We start from the raw sequence: 16,604 nt of genomic DNA, 5'->3' as shown, positions 1-16,604 counted from the left end.
GAGCGCGCAAATCGGCGCCAACATGGGGCGTCGAAAGGTGATCCCATGATTGAGAAACGCAGCTTCGACAGCCTGGGCAAGTTCGACGCGGACTGGCTTGCGGCGCGCTACCATTTTTCCTTCTCCGGCTATCACGATCCGGAGCGCGTGCATTGGGGTGCGCTGCGCGTCTGGAACGACGACACAATCGAGCCGAAGACGGGCTTCCCGCCGCATCCGCACAGCGACATGGAAATCATTACCTACGTGCGTTCCGGCGCGATCACGCACCAGGATTCGCTGGGCAATCGCGGCCGCACCGAAGCGGGGGACGTGCAGGTGATGAGCGCGGGCTCCGGCGTGACGCACGCCGAATACAATCTCGAAGACGAGAAAACGACGATCTATCAGATCTGGATTCTGCCGAAGGAGCGCGGCGGCAAACCCTATTGGGGGTCGGCCAAGTTTCCGAAGGCGGACCGCGCCGGGTCGTTGGTGACGCTGGCGTCTGGCTATGCGGACGATCAAAGCGCAGGCGCGCTGCCGATCCGGCAGGATGCGCGCGTGTTGGCGGCGACCTTGAACAAGGGGCAAGACGTCTCCTACCCGCTCGGCCAAGGCCGCCATGCTTATGTGGCGCTGGCCAAGGGGGCGGCGAAGGTCAACGGGATCGAACTCGGGCCGCGCGATGGGGCGGCCATCAGCGCCGAGGACGCCATCCGGATCGAAGCCTCGGACGATGCTGAGATCGTGCTGGTCGACGCGCCGCAAATCTGAGCGCGCTCAAAGACTGGCGTCATTTTAGGCGGCAACCGGCAACCACCGGCCCGTCCGCGCGACAAAGTAGCGGGCGGGCCGGTTTTTCGACCCAGAACCGGTCAATATTTACCACCTGTTTGCCGTTCGGGCGTTTCTCTCAGGTCATTCTGAAGGAGCGTGAACGAGCATGACGTCGCTGAGCGACATCCATGTGCTGATGGTGGACGACAGCCCCCAGATGCGCTTCGTGATCCGCTGCCTGCTGCGCGCCAGCGGCATTTATCAGATGTCGGAAGCCGAAACGGCGGCTGAGGCGCTTGAGCTGATGCGCACGACACCGATCGATCTGGTGCTGCTGGACTGGAAGATGGAGCCGATCGACGGCCTCGCCTTCGCCCGCATGCTGCGCCAATCGGGCGAGAGCCCCAATCCATACGTGCCGATCCTGATGCTGACGGCGCACACCGAAATTTCTCGTGTGGCCGCAGCGCGCGACGCGGGCGTCACCGGCTTTGTCAAAAAGCCGATCAGCGCGCGGCTGTTGTTTGAACGCGTCTCCTTCGCGCTCACAGACACGCGGCTTTACGTGCGCAGTGGCGATTTCTTCGGGCCGGATCGCCGCAAGGGCCAAAACCCGAATTATGCGGGGCCCTTCCGTCGCCGCACGGATCAGGGCGTCGATGACACGTTCGACATCGACGACATGCGCTGCAGTGCGTGATGCTGCACACCGCGCTTGCCTAGAGCTGGGCGCGGCGCAAGGCTGATGCGCGTTAGAGCGCGGGGACGGACGCGGGGACGGATATGCTCAGATTTGCACTTGTCGCGGCCATGCTGATGTCGCTGAGCGGCTGTTTGGCGGGCGCGGTTGTTGGCGCGGCGGTTGACGTGACCGGCGCCGTAGTCAGCACCGGCGTGAAGACCACGGGCGCGGTCATCGGCGCGGCGATCCCGGACGGTGATGACGACGAAGACGAAGATGACGACGATTGACTTCGTTGTTACGCGAACGTGAATGGCGCAATCGCCGAAGCGGTCCCATATTTCCTTCGACCTAGATGAAGGAGCCGCTTCATGCGCTTGACGATTGCATTCGCCAGCCTCGCCGCACTCGCCTTCGCAAGCGCAGCGTCGGCTCAGACGGCGACCATCTCCCCGATTTCATTCTCTCCCGAATTTCAGGAAGAGCTGACCGACAATTACGGCGAGCGCGAAGGCGAATATCTCGGCGAGTATGCGCAACGCATGGTGAGCGAAGCTCTGGCGCGTCGGGGTGCATCTGCCGGAGTCACCGTCGATATCTCCATCATCGACGCGCAACCCAACCGGCCGACGTTCGAGCAATTGTCGAACCGGCCTGGCCTTGATCCGATCCGCTCGATCTCGGTGGGCGGCGCTGAATTGCACGGCGTCATTCGTGGCGCCGATGGCGCGGTGATCACCGAGGTCTCACACGAGCGATATAATCATTCGCTCTCGGACCTGACGGGCGCGGAGAGCACCTGGTCGGAAGCGCGTCGCGCCATCCGCCAATTCGCCAACAAGGTTGGCGACGCCTACGTGGCGAGCGCGCGCTAACAGCGCACATCAACGAATGCCGAGCGCTTTGTGCGTCTGGACGCTCAGGCGCCATTGCGGATGCGCGAGGCAATAGGCAATCGCGGCTTGCGTATTGGCGTCGCGCGCGGGGCTATCCATCGGCTGTAGATAGAAGTGCTTGAAGGCGAGGCTCGTATATTGCGCGGGATCGCCGCCTTCTTGCGGATAGACGAGCTTTAGCTCGTCGCCGCTTTGTTGCACGAAGTCGGCATTGGCTTTGGGGCTGACGCACACCCAATCGACGCCGGCGGGCGCGGCGATCGTGCCGTTGGTTTCCACCGCGATCTCGAAGTCGCGCGCGTGTAACGCCTCGATCAGCGGCGCATCGAGCTGCAAGAGCGGCTCGCCGCCGGTGCAGACGACATAAGGTGCGCCGCCGCCGGGCCAGAGTTTCGCGGCGGCGTCCGCGAGCGCTGCGGCGGTTTCAAATTTGCCGCCGCCGTCGCCATCAACACCGACGAATTGCGTATCGCAGAATTGGCAGATCGCGGCGGCGCGATCTTGCTCGCGGCCGGTCCAGAGATTGCAGCCTGCGAAACGCACGAAGACGGACGGCCGCCCCGCCCGCGCGCCCTCGCCCTGCAGCGTGTAGAACATTTCTTTGACGCTGTAGGTCATCTTGGACCGCCGGCGGTCCAAGAATCCCAGCCCTTCGCGCGCAAATCGCAGGCGGGGCATGTGGCGCAGCCATAGCCCCAGGCGTGGCGATGCGTGCGGTCGCCTTCGTAGCAGGTGTGGGTGTGTTCAACGATGAGATCGACGAGCGCGGCGCCGCCGAGATCGTGCGCGAGGCCCCAGGTGGCGCCCTTGGTGAGATGCATCAACGGCGTTTCGATTTTCATCGGCCGTTCTAGGCCGAGCGCGAGCGCGTGTTCTTGCGCGTCGATCGTGTCGCGCCGGCAATCGGGGTAGCCAGAAAAATCGGTCTCGCACATACCGGCGACGAGGATGTCGATCCCGCGTCGATAGGCTTGCGCGGCGGCCACGGTGAGAAACACCAGATTGCGGCCGGGCACGAACGTCGTCGGCAAACCGCTCTCGGCCATTTCGATCGCGCGATCCGCCGTCAAGGCGCTTTCGGCGAGCGCGCCATAGCCCGAAATGTCCACGACAATGTCGGGACCGAGGCGCGCAGCCCAGTCCGGGTCGAGCGCCGTCATGCGCTGGCGCACGGTTTCGCGCTGTTCCAATTCGATGGCGTGGCGCTGGCCGTAGAAGAAGCCGATCGTCTCGACACGCGCATAGCGCTCCAGCGCCCAGGCGAGGCAGGTCGCGGAATCCTGTCCGGCGGAGAAGAGAACGAGCGCGGCATCCATCGCCGCGGCTTATACGCGGCTGTCCACAGGGCCGCTACGCGGGCGCTTCACTCAATGCGCGGCGCGCCCGTCTCGCGCAGCAATCCACAGTTCCATCATTGCTGCATCGCAACATAAACTGCGGACTTTGCTACATTTTCGGGCGCCAGCCCCTCGGCGCCCCGACGGCAGTGTTGCCGGCCCGCCTCAAGCAAAAATTCAAGTGACGGACCCGTCAATTTGCCCAGCACCCCAGGTTGACACGCGCCTGTTGCATGAGCGCTATAGCGTACGGACAGGACGGGTGAGCGGGGGCCTCTAAGAGTCTCACATAACCCTAATTTGTCGATGGTTCGCCGCCGCGCTCAAAGTGAGAAAGCGCCAGGCGGCTCTGGGAGGACGGCGATGAGCAAGAAATCAAATTGGGGTCGGATTCTGCTGACGGGCGCTTCGCTCGCGGCGATGGGCGCGATCACGCCCGCGTTCGCGCAGGACGAAGACGTGTCGGAAGAGATCGTCGTGACGGCCACGGGCCGCGCGGCCGCGATCCAGGATGTTCCGATCGCGGTGACCGCGGTCAGTGGCGAAGCGCTGCAAAACTCTGGCGCGCAAGATCTACGCGACGTGACGCAAGTCGCTCCGTCGCTCGAAATGGGCACGGGCCAATCGAATTCGTCGGGCACCACCGCCCGCATCCGCGGCATCGGCACCGGTTCGGACAACCCGGGCTTTGAAGCCGCTGTCGGCATCTTCATCGACGGCGTCTATCGCGCCCGCGCCGGCGCGGCCCTCGCCGATCTGCCAGAGCTTGAGCGCGTCGAAGTGCTGCGCGGTCCGCAAGGCACACTCTACGGCCGCAACACCTCGGCTGGCGCCATCTCGGTGATCACGGCTGGTCCGGATTTCAGCCCAGGCATGTGGCTGGAAGGCACGTTTGGCTTCGATGACCTCGAAGAAAGCGGCGCTCGCGCCGGCGTAAACGTCCCGCTGACGGACTCGTTGGCCGTGCGCCTCGACGGCTCGATCCGCGCGCGCGACGGCTACATCACCGATCTGATTTCGGGCGACGACATCAACACTCGCGATCGCTCGACGCTGCGTGCGCAAGCGGTCTGGGATATCTCGCCGGACGCCACGCTGCGCGTGATCGTCGATGGCGCGCAATCAGATGAAGTCTGCTGCGGCATCACCCCGCTGCTCTATGGTTCGACCAATACCGCCGTCGGCCTGATCACTGGCGGCGCAGGCAGCCCGCCGATCGACCTCGACGCGCGCGCCATGACGGTGACGCCGGGCCGTTCGTACGGTGAAGAGACCGAAGAATGGGGCATTTCCGGTCAACTCGATTGGGATCTGGGCTTCGCCAATTTCACCTCGATCACGGCCTATCGCGATTGGGATGCGGTCCGCGACCAGGACGTCGATTTCAACGTCATCGACATCGCCTATCGGGACGGTCTGGAAGTCGGCTTCGAAAACTTCACCCAGGAATTCCGCCTGCAAGGTGAAACGGGCCGCGTGAATTGGCTCGTCGGCGCTTTCTACGCTGACGAAACGCTGGACACGACGGACACGATCCGCATCGGCGCGAACTCGAACCTCTTCGCCAACCTCGTCACCCGTGGCGCGTCGACGACGCTCGCCACACCGAACGGCTGCGAATTGTATGATTCCACCGGCGCTGACACGGACGGCGTGACCGACCCGATCCCGTCGTTCTTCCTGTGCGCCACAGGCAACCCGGCTTTTGCCAATGTCTATCTGACCGGAAACACGACAGGCCAGGGCCAGCAGAGCGATCACTGGATCGTCGATACGCAGAGCATCGCGCTCTTCACGCACAACGAAATCAGCTTGAGCGACGCGCTCACGCTGACCGTTGGCCTGCGCTACAGCTCGGAAACGAAGGACCTTACGGGCGATCTGCTCTCGACCTCGAATTCCTGCTTGTCGCTGCAGGGCGTTGAAGCCTTCACCGACGGCCTCGTCCCGGGACCGGGCGGCATCGTCACGGTGCTGCAAGGGAGTGCGGCGTCGGCGCTGATGAACATCGCCTGCAACCCCGCCGTGAACCCGATCGCCAATGGCGACTGGGAAGGCGACAGCGAGGAAGAAGAACTCAGCGGCACAATCTCGCTGGCCTATAACCTCAACGATGATGTGATGGTCTATGGCGGCTATTCGCGCGGCTACAAGGCGGGCGGCTTCAACGTCGACCGCTCAGGCTTTGCGATCACGCCGGCTCTGATCGATCCGAGCCTGCTCAGCGTCGATCAACTGGCGTTCGCGCCGGAATTCACCGACGCGTACGAAATCGGCATCAAGTCGACGATCCTAGGCGGCACGACGACGGTGAACCTCACCGGCTTCTACCAAGAGATCCACGACTATCAGCTGAACGCCTTCAACGGCTTCAACTTCATCACGCGCAACATTCCGGAAGCCATCAGCCAAGGCGCTGAGCTCGAAGTTTCGGCTCGTCCGACCGACAACCTGACGCTCACCGGCGGCGTGGTGTACACGGACGCCTTCTACGACAGCGAAGTGCGCTTCAACCCGCTCACCGCCGCCCTCGGCGACGCGGACCCGAACGCCGTGTTCTCAGGCCAGCCCTTCGCGTTCGCGCCGGAACTGACCGTGACCGCTGCGGCCACGTACGTTCAGCCGATTGGCGATAATCTGCAGGCGCTGTTCTACATCGACACTCGCTGGAACGACGGCTACCGCACGCAGACGCTGAGCCGCGAGCCGAATGGCGCGACGGACAATGGCGAGTTCGCGATCTTCAATGGCCGCGTCGGCATTGGTTCGCAGGACGAGCGCTGGTCGGTCGAACTGTGGGGCCGCAATTTGTTCGACGAGAGCTACTTCGTCGGCGCCTTCTCGCCGCCGCTGCAAAACGACTACGTAGTCTATCCGAACGAGCCAGCCACCTACGGCTTGACGATCCGCGCGCGCTACTAAGCGCTAGCGAAACAACGACTACAGCGATGGCCGGGGCGAAAGCTCCGGCCATTTGCTTTTGTGTTGGAGGCGCGCGCGACGCGGCTTAAGGCTGGCGCATGGGCGGCGACCTCGACGTTCTGATCGTGGATGACCACGAGGCGATGCGCGTGATGCTGGCGCGCGTGATGGCGTCGGCGGGCGTGAAGCGCGTGCGCGAGGCGTCGCGCGGCGAGTTGGGGCTGGAGATGCAGGCGGAAGCGCCGGCGCATCTGATTCTAGTCGATAGCGGCATGCCGGGCATGGATGGCGTGAGCTTCATCAACGCCGTACGCGCGGACGAACGCTATGGCGCGCCGTGCATCGTCATGATCACCGGGCATGATCACGCAGAGCTGCGTGACGCCGCGCATGCGGCCGGCGCGAACGCGGTGATGGTGAAGCCGGTCAGTCCGCGCGAATTGATCGCAAAGGTGCAGGATTTGTTGGAGCGCGGGTCTTCAGACCCCCGTGCCTGACGCCAGCGCAGAAGTCGCGGGTCTGAAGCCCCGCGCTCCGTTAGCCGCGCCCGCGCAACATTTGCAGCACGTAGGAGAAATCCTTGTTGGCATGACCGGCGGCGACGAGGTCGTCATAGATCGCGGTCGCCGCGCCGCCGAGCGGCGTAGGCGCGCCGACGCCGTCCGCGGCTTCCTGCGCCAGCTTCAGATCCTTCAGCATCATCGCTGAGGCAAAGCCGCCTTCGTAGTTTCGATTGGAGGGCGCTGTCGGCACCGGGCCAGGCCACGGGCAGTACGAGGTGAGCGACCAGCATTGGCCGGAAGCTTTGGACGCGATGTCGTAGAATTTCTGCGCGTCGAGACCGAGCGATTCCGCGAGCGTGAACGCTTCACTGACGCCGATCATCGAAATGCCGAGCAGCATGTTGTTGCAGATCTTCGCCGCCTGCCCCGCGCCGCTATCGCCGGCATGGATGATGGCTTTGGCCATCGGCTTCAAAGCCTCTTCGATCTCGGCGAAATCCTGTTCGCGACAGCCAACCATGAAGGTGAGCGTGCCGCCGCTTGCCGCCGCCGTACCGCCGGAGACGGGCGCGTCGGCGCTACGGAAGCCCTGCATGGATGCATCGCGCGCGACGGTGCGCGCGGAATCGACGTCGATGGTGGAGCAATCGATCAACAGCGCATCGCGCGGCGCATTGGGCAGGATCGCGCTCAGGTAAACATCGCGCACGTGCTGACCGGCGGGTAGCATGGTGATGACGATGTCTGCGTCCTTCACGGCTTCGGCCGCGCCAGCGGCGGGTTTGACGCCGTGCTCTTTGGCGCGCTCCAGCGCCTCGGCGGAGAGATCGAACGCGATCACCTCGCGCCCGGCCTTGGCCTGATTGGCCGCCATGCCCGAGCCCATATTGCCGAGGCCGATAAATGCAACGCGGGTCATGCTTCACTCTCCAACATTTTTAGTTCGTCATTCCGGACGCGCGGAGCGCGATGGGGAACCCAGGGCCGCCAGCGCGTCGGTGTTCCGGGTTCGCTCTCACTTCGTGAGATCGCCCCAGAATGACGACGTTAAAATCACAACGGCTTCCATTCCTGATCCGCCGGCAGGGGCGCGAAAATTTCGTCCAGCATCGCATCAGTGACGCCGGCGAGCGTGGCTGGGTTCCATCGGGGTTTGTTGTCTTTGTCGACGATCAGCGCGCGCACGCCTTCGATGAAATCGTGACGCTGCACGACGCGCGCGCCGATCGCGTATTCTTGGGCCATCTCGTCGGCGAAGCTCTGCATCGCCGCGCCATCGCGCAGTTGGCGGAACGCGACTTTCAAAGTTTGCGGCGATTTGCTCGCGAGCGTGGAGATTTGGGCTTTGGCCCAGTCCGAACCGTCGGCTTCGAGGGCTGCGACGATGGCTTCGACGCTTTCAGCTGCGAAGATGCGGTTGATGCGCTCGACGTTCTCCGGCGTGAGTTCTTTGGGGCGGCCCGCGCCTTCGCTCAACGCTTCCAAGCCGCTATCGAGCGCGCGTTCGGGTTCGTGCGTTTGTGCAGCGCCGGCGATTTGCGCGCGCGCGGCAGCGAGGATTTCGGTCGGCATGTAATGCGTGGCGATGCCGGCGATGAGACAATCGGCGGCTTTCAGGCGCGCGCCGGTGAGCGCGAGCCACATGCCGATGGCGCCCGGCTTGCGCGGCAGATACCAGCCGCCGCCAACATCGGGAAACAAGCCAATGCCGGTTTCGGGCATGGCGTAGGTGGTGTTTTCGGTGGCGATGCGGAAGCGCGCGGGCATCGAGATGCCGACGCCGCCGCCCATCGTCACGCCGTCGATCAAAGCGACGATCGGCTTTGGGTAGGTGAACAACAGATGGTTGAGCTGATACTCGGTGTAGAAGAATTCGCGCGCCTCGGCGCCGTCGCCCTTCCCGCTTTCGGCCAACATGCGGATATCGCCGCCCGCGCAAAAGCCGCGCGTACCTTCGGCGTGATCGATCATGACGACGCGCGCGCGCTCATCGTCACGCCAGCTTTGCAGTGCGGCGATCATGTCGCGGCACATTTGCGTGTTGAGCGCGTGGAGTGCTGCGGGGCGGTTCAGCGTGATGCGGGCTAAGCCAGCGTTGGTGGAGGTGAGGATTTCAGTCAAAGGCAGTCTTTCAACCTGAATTCTTTCTGGCTTCAATTTGCGCACGCGACCAGATTGCGAATGACGCGGCCACGGAGGCGATTCCAAGCAGCCAAAGTGCAATGAGGGATGCAATGCTCAGGTTGCCGGGATAGAACAGCTCAAACGCCAAGCCAATGACCACATTGGCGGCGACGACGAGAAGCGCCGCTGCAAAGCGCCGCCTCCACACCAGATGAATGATCATCAGCGGGACACCGATCATCATTAGCCCGAGCGGGATCCAAACGCCGAAGAATAGAATTAATTCTAACATCACCGCATCGTTGGAATAACGAAGCTCTGATCACCGACGTCGCCTTCCGGCCAACGCGCCGTGACCGTTTTCACTTTCGTGTAGAACTTCACGCCTTCCATGCCGTGCTGGTTGGTGTCGCCGAAGGCGCTGCGCTTCCAACCGCCGAAGGTGTGATACGCGACCGGCACTGGGATCGGCACGTTGATGCCGACCATGCCGACATTCACACGCTGCGCAAATTCGCGCGCGGCGCGGCCGTTGCGGGTGAAGATGGCGACGCCGTTGCCGTATTGGTGTTGGCTGGGCAGCGCGAGCGCTTCCTCGAAATTCTCAGCGCGCATGATTTGCAGCACTGGGCCGAAGATTTCTTCCTTGTAGGTGCGCATTTCGGTGCTGACCTTGTCGAAGAGCGTCGGGCCGACGAAGAAGCCCTCTTCATAGCCTTGCAGCTTGAAGCCGCGGCCGTCGCGCACGAGCTCGGCGCCCTCTTTCGCGCCAAGGCCGATATAATCTTCGACCTTGCGCTTGTGCGCGAGGCTGACGACTGGGCCGTATTGCGCATCCGCATCGGTGGAGATGCCGACCTTCAGCTTCTCGATTTCCGGGATCAGGCGCTCACGCAAATCGTCAGCGGTCTTCTTGCCGACCGGCACGACGACCGGCAGCGCCATGCAGCGTTCGCCGGCGGAGCCGTAGGCCGCGCCCACGAGATCCTTCACGACTTGATCGAGATCAGCATCGGGCAGAACGATGCCGTGGTTCTTGGCGCCGCCCATTGCTTGCACGCGCTTACCGTTTGCGGTGCCGTGGCTATAGATATAGTGCGCGATGTCGGACGAGCCGACGAAGCTGATCGCTTTGATTTCCGGATGCGCGATGATGGCGTCGACGGCTTCCTTGTCGCCATGGGCGACATTGAGTACGCCTTCCGGCGCGCCCGCTTCCATCATCAATTCGGCGAGACGCACCGGGACGGACGGGTCTTTCTCGCTCGGCTTCAGCACGAACGTGTTGCCCGTCGCGATCGCGACGCCGAACATCCACATCGGGATCATGGCGGGAAAATTGAACGGCGTGATGCCCGCGACCACGCCGAGCGGTTGGCGCATCGAATAGACGTCAATGCCGGGACCCGCCCCTTCCGTATATTCGCCCTTCAGTGCATGCGGGATGCCGCAGGCGAACTCGATCACTTCAAGGCCGCGTTGGATGTCGCCCTTCGAGTCCGCGATCACCTTGCCGTGCTCGGACGAGAGCAAGTGCGCGAGTTCGTCCATGTTTTTTTCGACGAGCTGCTTGAAGGCGAACATGACGCGCGCGCGGCGCTGCGGGTTGGTGGCGGCCCAGCCCGGAAACGCTTTCGCAGCCGATTGCACGGCGGCGTCGATCTCGCGCGCATTGGCGAGGGCGACCTGGGCCTGCACCGCGCCGGTGTTGGGATTGTAGACGTCGCCGTGGCGGCCGGAGGCGCCGATCAGGGCCTTGCCGGAGACGTAGTGTTCGATGGCGCGCATGGGGCGTTTCCTCGCTTTGAGCTTGTCGGCTTCCCATACGCCTAATCGTGCAATACTGGTAATGCGTTTTTGCAGGATGATGGTGCGCGGGCGCTATGTACGATTGGGACGATCTCAGGCTTTTCCTGGCCGCGACCCGGGCCGGCACGCTGGCAGGTGCGGCGCAGCGGCTTGGGATCGACGCGGCGACAGTCGGTCGACGGCTGGCGCGGCTGGAGACGGCGCTGAAATCGACTTTGTTCGTGCGCTCGCCGAGCGGGATTCAGCTGACGGCCGCCGGGGCGCGCTTGTTGGCGGCGGCGACAGAAGCCGAGGCGGCGATGGAGGCGGTGTCGCACGCCGCGGAATCCAATGTCGTCGGCGGCACGGTGCGGATCAGCGCGTCGGAGGGGTTCGGCACGGCCATCCTGGCGCCAGCGCTACCCGCTTTGCATGCGGCGTACCCAACGCTGCGGATTGAGTTGGCCGCGCAACCGAGTTTTCTTTCGCCAACCAAGCGCGAGGTCGATGTCGTCGTGGCTTTGGCGGAGCCGAAGGGCGCGCGCTTGGTGGTGGAGCCGCTGACCGATTATCATTTGGGGCTCTATGCATCGGCCGCGTATCTGAAACGACGCGGCACGCCCGAGAGCGCGCAGGAGCTGCAAGAGCACGACATTGTCGGCTACATGGACGATCTCTTGTATGCGGAAGAGCTGCGCTATCTCGAAGCGATCGCACCAAACTTGCAACCGAAGCTTTCGAGCTCATCGATCCGCGCGCAACACGAAATTATCGCCAATGCGGGGGGCATTGGCGTGCTGCCGTGTTTTCTTGTTGGATCGAGCTTGAAGCGTGTGCTGCCGTCTGTGCGGCTAACGCGGCGGTGGTGGCTCGGCACCCACCGAGACGTCGTCGAAAATGCGCGGACCAAAGCTGTGCATCGCTGGTTGCGCGAGACCGTGGCGGCGCGGCGGGCGGAGCTTATGCCGCCCAAACCGCGCGCCGGTCGTTAGCGTCACCCTCGACGCGCCATGCCCATGATGAGCGACACGACGAACAGAACAAGGAAGAGGAAGAACAGAATTTGCGCGATGCCGGCCGACGCGGACGCGATGCCGCCAAAGCCGAAGACCGCTGCGATAATCGCAACAACGAAGAAAATAAGCGCCCAGCTGAGCATGTGGTCGTCCTCCAGATTGAGATGCTGAACAAACGCTGAGGCTGGGCGCCGGTTCCCTAGGTCGGAAATTGCCAACCGTCTTCGCCTTTGCGCGCGGCGTCGTATTGCGCTTCGGCGAAGCGCCAATTGGCGAGCTTCTCGATGAAGGCCGTCACGAATTTCGGGCGCTCGTTGCGATAATCGATGTAATAGGCGTGCTCCCACACGTCGCAGACGAGAAGCGGCGTTGTGCCGATTTCGGTGATCGGCGTATCAGCGTCGTGCAGGTCGACGAGCTTCACCGCGCCCGATTTGTCGCTGACAAGCCAGACCCAGCCCGACGCGAAGTGGCCGACGCCTTGGGCGACGAATTGCTCACGGAAAGCGGTGAGCGAGCCGAACGCTTTCTCGATCGCAAGCTTCAGATCGCCTTGTGGATCGCCCTGCGGCGTGGGCGTCATGCTTTGCCAGAAGAAGCCATGATTCCAGGTTTGCGCGGCGTTGTTGAAGAGCTTCTTGTTACCCTCGCGCACGGCGAGTTGAACCACACCTTCCACCGTCTTCGGCGCATCGGCGCGCTCGGCGAGCGCTGCGTTCATGTTCTTGATGTAAGCGGCGTGGTGTTTGCCGTGGTGAAACGCGAGCGTCTCTTTCGACATATGGGGTTCGAGCGCCGTTGGTTCATACGGCAACGGGGGGAGGTTAAACATCGGCCATGCACTCCTTCAAATGCGTTCGTACTTCTCCCGCGCTTTAGCGCGCGGCACCGGCCATAATTCGCCGGCCACGCCCTCCATCACCCAATCGCCGCGCTTGGCGTGTTGCTCGCCTTCGAGTGTTTCAACGACAGCGTCGCGATCCAACACGAAGTAATTGAGCACGATGTCCGTGCGCTTCTTGAACACGCCGCCGCCTATGGATGTGTAGGTGCGCTGGAAGATATCGTCGCGCACCACGGCACGCGCGCCATCCTCGTATTGGACGATGTAGTCCGCACCACCACGCGCCACAAGCACACCGCCTTCGGTTTCGACGCGCGTGTCGCCTTCTGCGCGCCAAGCCCTTACTGGGTTTGTGGGCTTCGGCCGCGCTTGGCGCCATTTCACATTCTGCGGCGGCTCGTCGATGTGCCAAAGCGGCCGCGCGCCGATGACGAATTCAACGAGGTTCATGTCACGTCACCGATTGGCCGCGCAGCGCTCGAATGACGAAACCAACCACAAGCACAATAAGGAAAACCCAGAACAAGATCTGCGCGATGCTCGCGGCCATACCGGCGAGACCGGCGAAGCCGAGGTAGCCGGCGACCAAAGCGAGAATGAAAAAGATCAGCGCCCAACTCAGCATGTTGTCTCTCCGTCGATGCATGAGGCTCTGACAGGAACGTGCGCCATTTGCCGCGTGTTCCACGCATTTGCGTCGGGAACTTCGCACTGCAACACGTGTTTAAACACAGCTGCGGCAGCATAGGCCGCGCTCATGCAACACGAAGGAGACGAACATGGCACAAGCGTTCGAGACCGTCGCTCGCAGCAAGCGCAATGGCGCCGCGCGCGACGCCGTCCGCGCCCGCGCGAACGACGTAATGGAAGATTTCTCGGAACTGCGTAAGGACGTGGGTCGCCTGGCTGACGCCGCCAGCAAAGCGGCGCGCGACGAGGTCAAGCACACCGGCGCGCGCTTGCAGAAGATGCGCGGTTCTTTGAAGGCCCGCGCCAGCGAAAGCGCAGCTTACGTCGGCGACAAGGTGCGCGAGCATCCGGGCGCCTCTGTAGGCATTGCTGTTGGCGCCGGCCTTCTGCTTGGTTTGGTGCTGTCAGCCCGCCGCCACTAACGCGCGCTGAAATTGTGGGACGCACGCTCGGGGTCGCTCACGCGGCCCCGAGTTTTTGTGCGTTGTATCCTAGACGGACGGGCCTGGCGGGACACAGACCCAGTGCATGAAGGGTCGCTCGGCGTCACGACCGACAATCGCGCCAAGCTGCCGTGCGAACGCATCGATCAGGCGCGCGCCCGGGCCAGGCGCGCCGGCGCGTTCGGCGTCGATATCGGAATCGATCGCAAAGCGCGTTGCGCCGTCTGCATCCTGATGCACGAACAGGCGCAGCTCCACTGGTCCGGCGTCAGCCAAGGCGTCGAGCGCCATCGAAACACCCTCCCCGATCAGGAAGGTGAGCGGCACGGCGCGATCAACGTCAGCGCGTGCTTCATCGAGATGCATGACCAGATTAATGTCCTTGGCCGCATTGCCGCGCGATTGCAGCAGCTGGCGCGCAATTTCCGCCGCGAGTTCGTCCAAGCGGAGCTCACGCACTTCGCCGGAGGAATAGATCTTCTGGTGCACCAACGCGAGCAGCTGAACACGGTCATGCGCGCGCGCCAAACCCCATGCTTCGCTGTCGTCGCGAGCGCTGCGCGCTTGGATATTGAGCAAGCTCGCGACCATTTGCAGGTTGTTCTTCACGCGATGATGCACTTCGCGCAGCAGCGCGCGCTCTTCAGCGAGCGCTTCCACGAGCCTCTGTTCACGGCCGCGCAAGGTTTTGGCCATCGCCGCGAGCGTGCGCCGCAGAGAGCGAATCTCCTCCGGGGCGCTGCGCAATGCGGGCGAATCGACCACATCCTCGCCACGCGCAAAGCCACGGGCGGCGGTTTCAAGCGTGGACAACGGCCGCGCCACGAACACTTCGATCGCGAACCAACCGGCCGCGACCGCCAGCGCCCAGATCACGATCGGCGCGATCAGAGTGAGTGCGAGCGCCAGCCAACGCTGCCAAGTCGGCCGCTCTGGCGCCCATGACATCACCGCGTACAAATCCGGCGCATGCAGCGGCACGATGACGGCGGAGCCATTCTCCACCTCGACAAACACGGGATCGGGTCCGAGCAGATTGCGGATTTGCTCAGTGGTTGGGAAACCGACGGCTTCCGTCTCGCGCGGCGACGATTGCGCGATCACCCTGCCGTCGCCATCGACAATCGCGGAGCGGGCGCTGTCCAGCTGCCGGCTGCGATCCAGCAGCGTGCGCAATTGTTCGACGCGGATCGAGGCGCCGATGAAGCCGATACGTGTTTGGCCGTCGCGCACGGGCTCGAACGCCGCAAGGATCGGCCCGCCGCCGCTAAGTGGGCCGCTCTGAATATAGCCAATCGTGAACGCGTCGCGCACCTGAGCGCGCTGGCGCAGCGGTGTTTCCGGCGATTGGTAGCCGACTTGCACGGCTGGCACGCTGCACAGGACGCGCCGTTCATTGTCAGACATTACGATTGAGGCGACGTAAGGGTACCGATCCGCCACATCGCCAAGCCAACGCCGGCAATCGCCGGTCTCTATTTCTTGCAGCGACGGCGTGGTGGCGAGCACGCGCAACAGCTCGCGCACCTCGTCTATTGCGCCGCGTTCAACGTTGATCGATTGCAGCGCGCGCCGCCCAAGCGTTTCTTCGTATGCCGCTTCGCGCGCGTTAACGGCGTTCAGACCGACCTGCATGGCGATCGCGCCAGCCGGCAGCATGGCGAGGCCAAGCAGCAACGCCATGCGCCCGCGCATTGACTTGAGAGACAATGCGCGGGGCCAGAAGCTAAATCGTCGTTCTTCGGGCGTTTTCACACGCGCGCTGTATCCTGAATCAACCGTCCTTCACTAGGGATCGGTTGGCCCTCGTCGTCCAGGCCAAGCATGTCGGCGAGCTTTTTGCGCGCGCGGTTCACGCGGCTCTTGATCGTGCCCACGGCGCAGCCGCAGATTTGCGCGGCCTCTTCGTAAGAGCAGCCCGAGGCGCCGACGAGCGTCAACACTTCGCGGTGATCAGGCGCCAATTGCGCGAACGCGACCTTGAAGTCTTCGAGATCGACCGAGCCATCCTGTTCGGGACGAACCGCGATACGGCCGGCGAACTTGCCGTCAGCATCTTCGACTTCGCGCTTCAGCTTGCGTAGCTGCGAATAATAATGGTTGCGCAGAATGGTGAAGAGCCAAGCGCGCAGGTTTGTGCCTGGCTCGAAGCGTTCAACATTCGCCAGCGCCTTGACCAGCGTGTCTTGCACGAGATCGTCGGCTTGGGCGGGGTTATGCGTCAGCGAACGCGCAAACGCGCGCAGGCTGGGCAGAAGCTCGATGAGCTCCGCTTTGAAAGCTTGCGGCGCCGCACTCACGATTTCTTCTCCTCGCCACTGTCGATGGCGTTCAGGAGATCGAGAAAGCGTTGCGGCGTCGGCTCAGCCGCGACTTCGCCATAAGCCAGCTTCAGATTTCGAGTGATGAGCGCCTTGGTGGCCGCCGATGATTTGGAGGGTGATTTACCCTGATCAGGCGTACCGGGCGCGTGAGGTTTGTTGTTCACCTGTGCGTCCATTTCGTCTTCTTTCCGCGCCATCTTGTGACCAAGCCCCCGCAGAACCAATTCAACGCCACCCCTATTTGGGGCTGACTGTGGCGAACAACGCCACATGTAA

General features: G+C 63.2%; 21 protein-coding genes. 8 read left to right on the top strand and 13 right to left on the bottom strand.

The annotated features are described in order from the left end of the window. Positions 1 to 45 precede the first annotated feature (45 nt). The 4 genes from EPJ54_RS13005 to EPJ54_RS12990 all read left to right on the top strand — a co-directional run bounded on the left by EPJ54_RS13005 (position 46) and on the right by EPJ54_RS12990 (position 2,316). The gene (locus EPJ54_RS13005) at positions 46 to 756 is read left to right on the top strand and encodes a pirin family protein (protein WP_135212179.1); all 711 of its coding nucleotides are present in this window, start codon (positions 46 to 48) and stop codon (positions 754 to 756) included. Positions 757 to 925: 169 nt separating this feature from the next. Beyond that, entirely contained in the window at positions 926 to 1,459 is a 534-nt protein-coding gene (locus EPJ54_RS13000; protein ID WP_135212178.1) for a response regulator, read from the top strand. A gap of 83 nt (positions 1,460 to 1,542) precedes the next feature. Further along, positions 1,543 to 1,731, top strand: coding sequence for an NF038104 family lipoprotein (locus tag EPJ54_RS12995; protein WP_135212177.1), 189 nt, complete (start codon positions 1,543 to 1,545; stop codon positions 1,729 to 1,731). A gap of 81 nt (positions 1,732 to 1,812) precedes the next feature. Further along, positions 1,813 to 2,316, top strand: a complete 504-nt coding sequence (locus EPJ54_RS12990; RefSeq protein ID WP_135212176.1) for a DUF3313 family protein — start codon at positions 1,813 to 1,815, stop codon at positions 2,314 to 2,316. 9 nt (positions 2,317 to 2,325) lie between these two features. Here the strand turns inward: EPJ54_RS12990 and queE are convergent, their stop codons facing one another. Both queE and queC read right to left on the bottom strand, forming a co-directional pair. Continuing rightward, entirely contained in the window at positions 2,326 to 2,955 is a 630-nt protein-coding gene (gene queE / locus EPJ54_RS12985; RefSeq protein WP_135212175.1) for a 7-carboxy-7-deazaguanine synthase, read from the bottom strand. Beyond that, entirely contained in the window at positions 2,952 to 3,653 is a 702-nt protein-coding gene (queC, locus tag EPJ54_RS12980; RefSeq protein ID WP_135212174.1) for a 7-cyano-7-deazaguanine synthase QueC, read from the bottom strand. Before queC ends, queE begins: the two co-directional genes overlap by 4 nt. Before the next feature lie 384 nt (positions 3,654 to 4,037). On the opposite strand from queC, the gene EPJ54_RS12975 reads away from it, so the two are divergent. Together EPJ54_RS12975 and EPJ54_RS12970 are read left to right on the top strand one after the other, a co-directional pair. Beyond that, on the top strand, positions 4,038 to 6,596 hold the full coding sequence (locus tag EPJ54_RS12975; RefSeq protein WP_167755719.1) for a TonB-dependent receptor: 2,559 nt from the start codon (positions 4,038 to 4,040) through the stop codon (positions 6,594 to 6,596). Between the two features lie 98 nt (positions 6,597 to 6,694). Further along, positions 6,695 to 7,093 (top strand): response regulator, encoded by a 399-nt coding sequence (locus EPJ54_RS12970; protein ID WP_135212172.1) that lies wholly within the window; start codon positions 6,695 to 6,697, stop codon positions 7,091 to 7,093. Positions 7,094 to 7,133: 40 nt separating this feature from the next. On the opposite strand, the gene mmsB is transcribed toward EPJ54_RS12970, so the two are convergent. From mmsB to EPJ54_RS12950, 4 genes are all read right to left on the bottom strand, one after another. After that, entirely contained in the window at positions 7,134 to 8,018 is an 885-nt protein-coding gene (mmsB, locus tag EPJ54_RS12965; protein ID WP_135212171.1) for a 3-hydroxyisobutyrate dehydrogenase, read from the bottom strand. 134 nt (positions 8,019 to 8,152) lie between these two features. After that, positions 8,153 to 9,226 (bottom strand): enoyl-CoA hydratase/isomerase family protein, encoded by a 1,074-nt coding sequence (locus tag EPJ54_RS12960; RefSeq protein WP_135212683.1) that lies wholly within the window; start codon positions 9,224 to 9,226, stop codon positions 8,153 to 8,155. A 4-nt stretch (positions 9,227 to 9,230) separates the two neighbouring features. Then, entirely contained in the window at positions 9,231 to 9,515 is a 285-nt protein-coding gene (locus EPJ54_RS12955) for a hypothetical protein (protein ID WP_135212170.1), read from the bottom strand. Further along, entirely contained in the window at positions 9,515 to 11,011 is a 1,497-nt protein-coding gene (locus EPJ54_RS12950) for a CoA-acylating methylmalonate-semialdehyde dehydrogenase (RefSeq protein ID WP_135212169.1), read from the bottom strand. The genes EPJ54_RS12955 and EPJ54_RS12950 overlap by 1 nt, the downstream gene beginning before the upstream one ends. A 95-nt stretch (positions 11,012 to 11,106) precedes the next feature. Between EPJ54_RS12950 and EPJ54_RS12945 the strand changes: the two genes are divergently transcribed. Continuing rightward, the gene (locus EPJ54_RS12945) at positions 11,107 to 12,003 is read left to right on the top strand and encodes a LysR family transcriptional regulator (RefSeq protein WP_135212168.1); all 897 of its coding nucleotides are present in this window, start codon (positions 11,107 to 11,109) and stop codon (positions 12,001 to 12,003) included. 2 nt (positions 12,004 to 12,005) lie between these two features. On the opposite strand, the gene EPJ54_RS12940 is transcribed toward EPJ54_RS12945, so the two are convergent. From EPJ54_RS12940 to EPJ54_RS12925, 4 genes are read right to left on the bottom strand one after another with little or no spacing between them, the layout of a single operon-like run. Further along, complete coding sequence (locus EPJ54_RS12940) at positions 12,006 to 12,170, bottom strand: DUF1328 domain-containing protein (protein WP_135212167.1); 165 nt, start codon at positions 12,168 to 12,170, stop codon at positions 12,006 to 12,008. A 56-nt stretch (positions 12,171 to 12,226) separates the two neighbouring features. Then, a complete protein-coding gene (locus tag EPJ54_RS12935; protein WP_135212166.1) occupies positions 12,227 to 12,859 on the bottom strand; it encodes a superoxide dismutase in 633 nt (210 codons plus the stop codon). 15 nt (positions 12,860 to 12,874) lie between these two features. Next, on the bottom strand, positions 12,875 to 13,321 hold the full coding sequence (locus tag EPJ54_RS12930; RefSeq protein ID WP_135212165.1) for a hypothetical protein: 447 nt from the start codon (positions 13,319 to 13,321) through the stop codon (positions 12,875 to 12,877). 1 nt (position 13,322) lies between these two features. Further along, positions 13,323 to 13,496 (bottom strand): DUF1328 domain-containing protein, encoded by a 174-nt coding sequence (locus EPJ54_RS12925; RefSeq protein ID WP_135212164.1) that lies wholly within the window; start codon positions 13,494 to 13,496, stop codon positions 13,323 to 13,325. A 154-nt stretch (positions 13,497 to 13,650) separates the two neighbouring features. Between EPJ54_RS12925 and EPJ54_RS12920 the strand changes: the two genes are divergently transcribed. Further along, positions 13,651 to 13,983: a glycine zipper domain-containing protein gene (locus EPJ54_RS12920; RefSeq protein ID WP_135212163.1), complete on the top strand. Its 333-nt coding sequence runs from the start codon at positions 13,651 to 13,653 to the stop codon at positions 13,981 to 13,983. A 69-nt stretch (positions 13,984 to 14,052) separates the two neighbouring features. On the opposite strand, the gene EPJ54_RS12915 is transcribed toward EPJ54_RS12920, so the two are convergent. The 3 genes from EPJ54_RS12915 to EPJ54_RS12905 form a co-directional block, all read right to left on the bottom strand. Then, entirely contained in the window at positions 14,053 to 15,687 is a 1,635-nt protein-coding gene (locus tag EPJ54_RS12915) for a sensor histidine kinase (RefSeq protein WP_167755718.1), read from the bottom strand. Between the two features lie 68 nt (positions 15,688 to 15,755). Continuing rightward, entirely contained in the window at positions 15,756 to 16,304 is a 549-nt protein-coding gene (locus EPJ54_RS12910; RefSeq protein ID WP_135212161.1) for a sigma-70 family RNA polymerase sigma factor, read from the bottom strand. Beyond that, positions 16,301 to 16,525 (bottom strand): NepR family anti-sigma factor, encoded by a 225-nt coding sequence (locus EPJ54_RS12905; RefSeq protein WP_167755717.1) that lies wholly within the window; start codon positions 16,523 to 16,525, stop codon positions 16,301 to 16,303. The genes EPJ54_RS12910 and EPJ54_RS12905 overlap by 4 nt, the downstream gene beginning before the upstream one ends. Positions 16,526 to 16,604 lie beyond the last annotated feature (79 nt).

This window comes from Vitreimonas flagellata (assembly GCF_004634425.1).
GTDB classification, from domain to species: domain Bacteria; phylum Pseudomonadota; class Alphaproteobacteria; order Caulobacterales; family Aquidulcibacteraceae; genus Vitreimonas; species Vitreimonas flagellata.
Note: the sequence above shows the minus strand (reverse complement) of the source record. Positions and strands in the feature narration are given on the sequence as shown.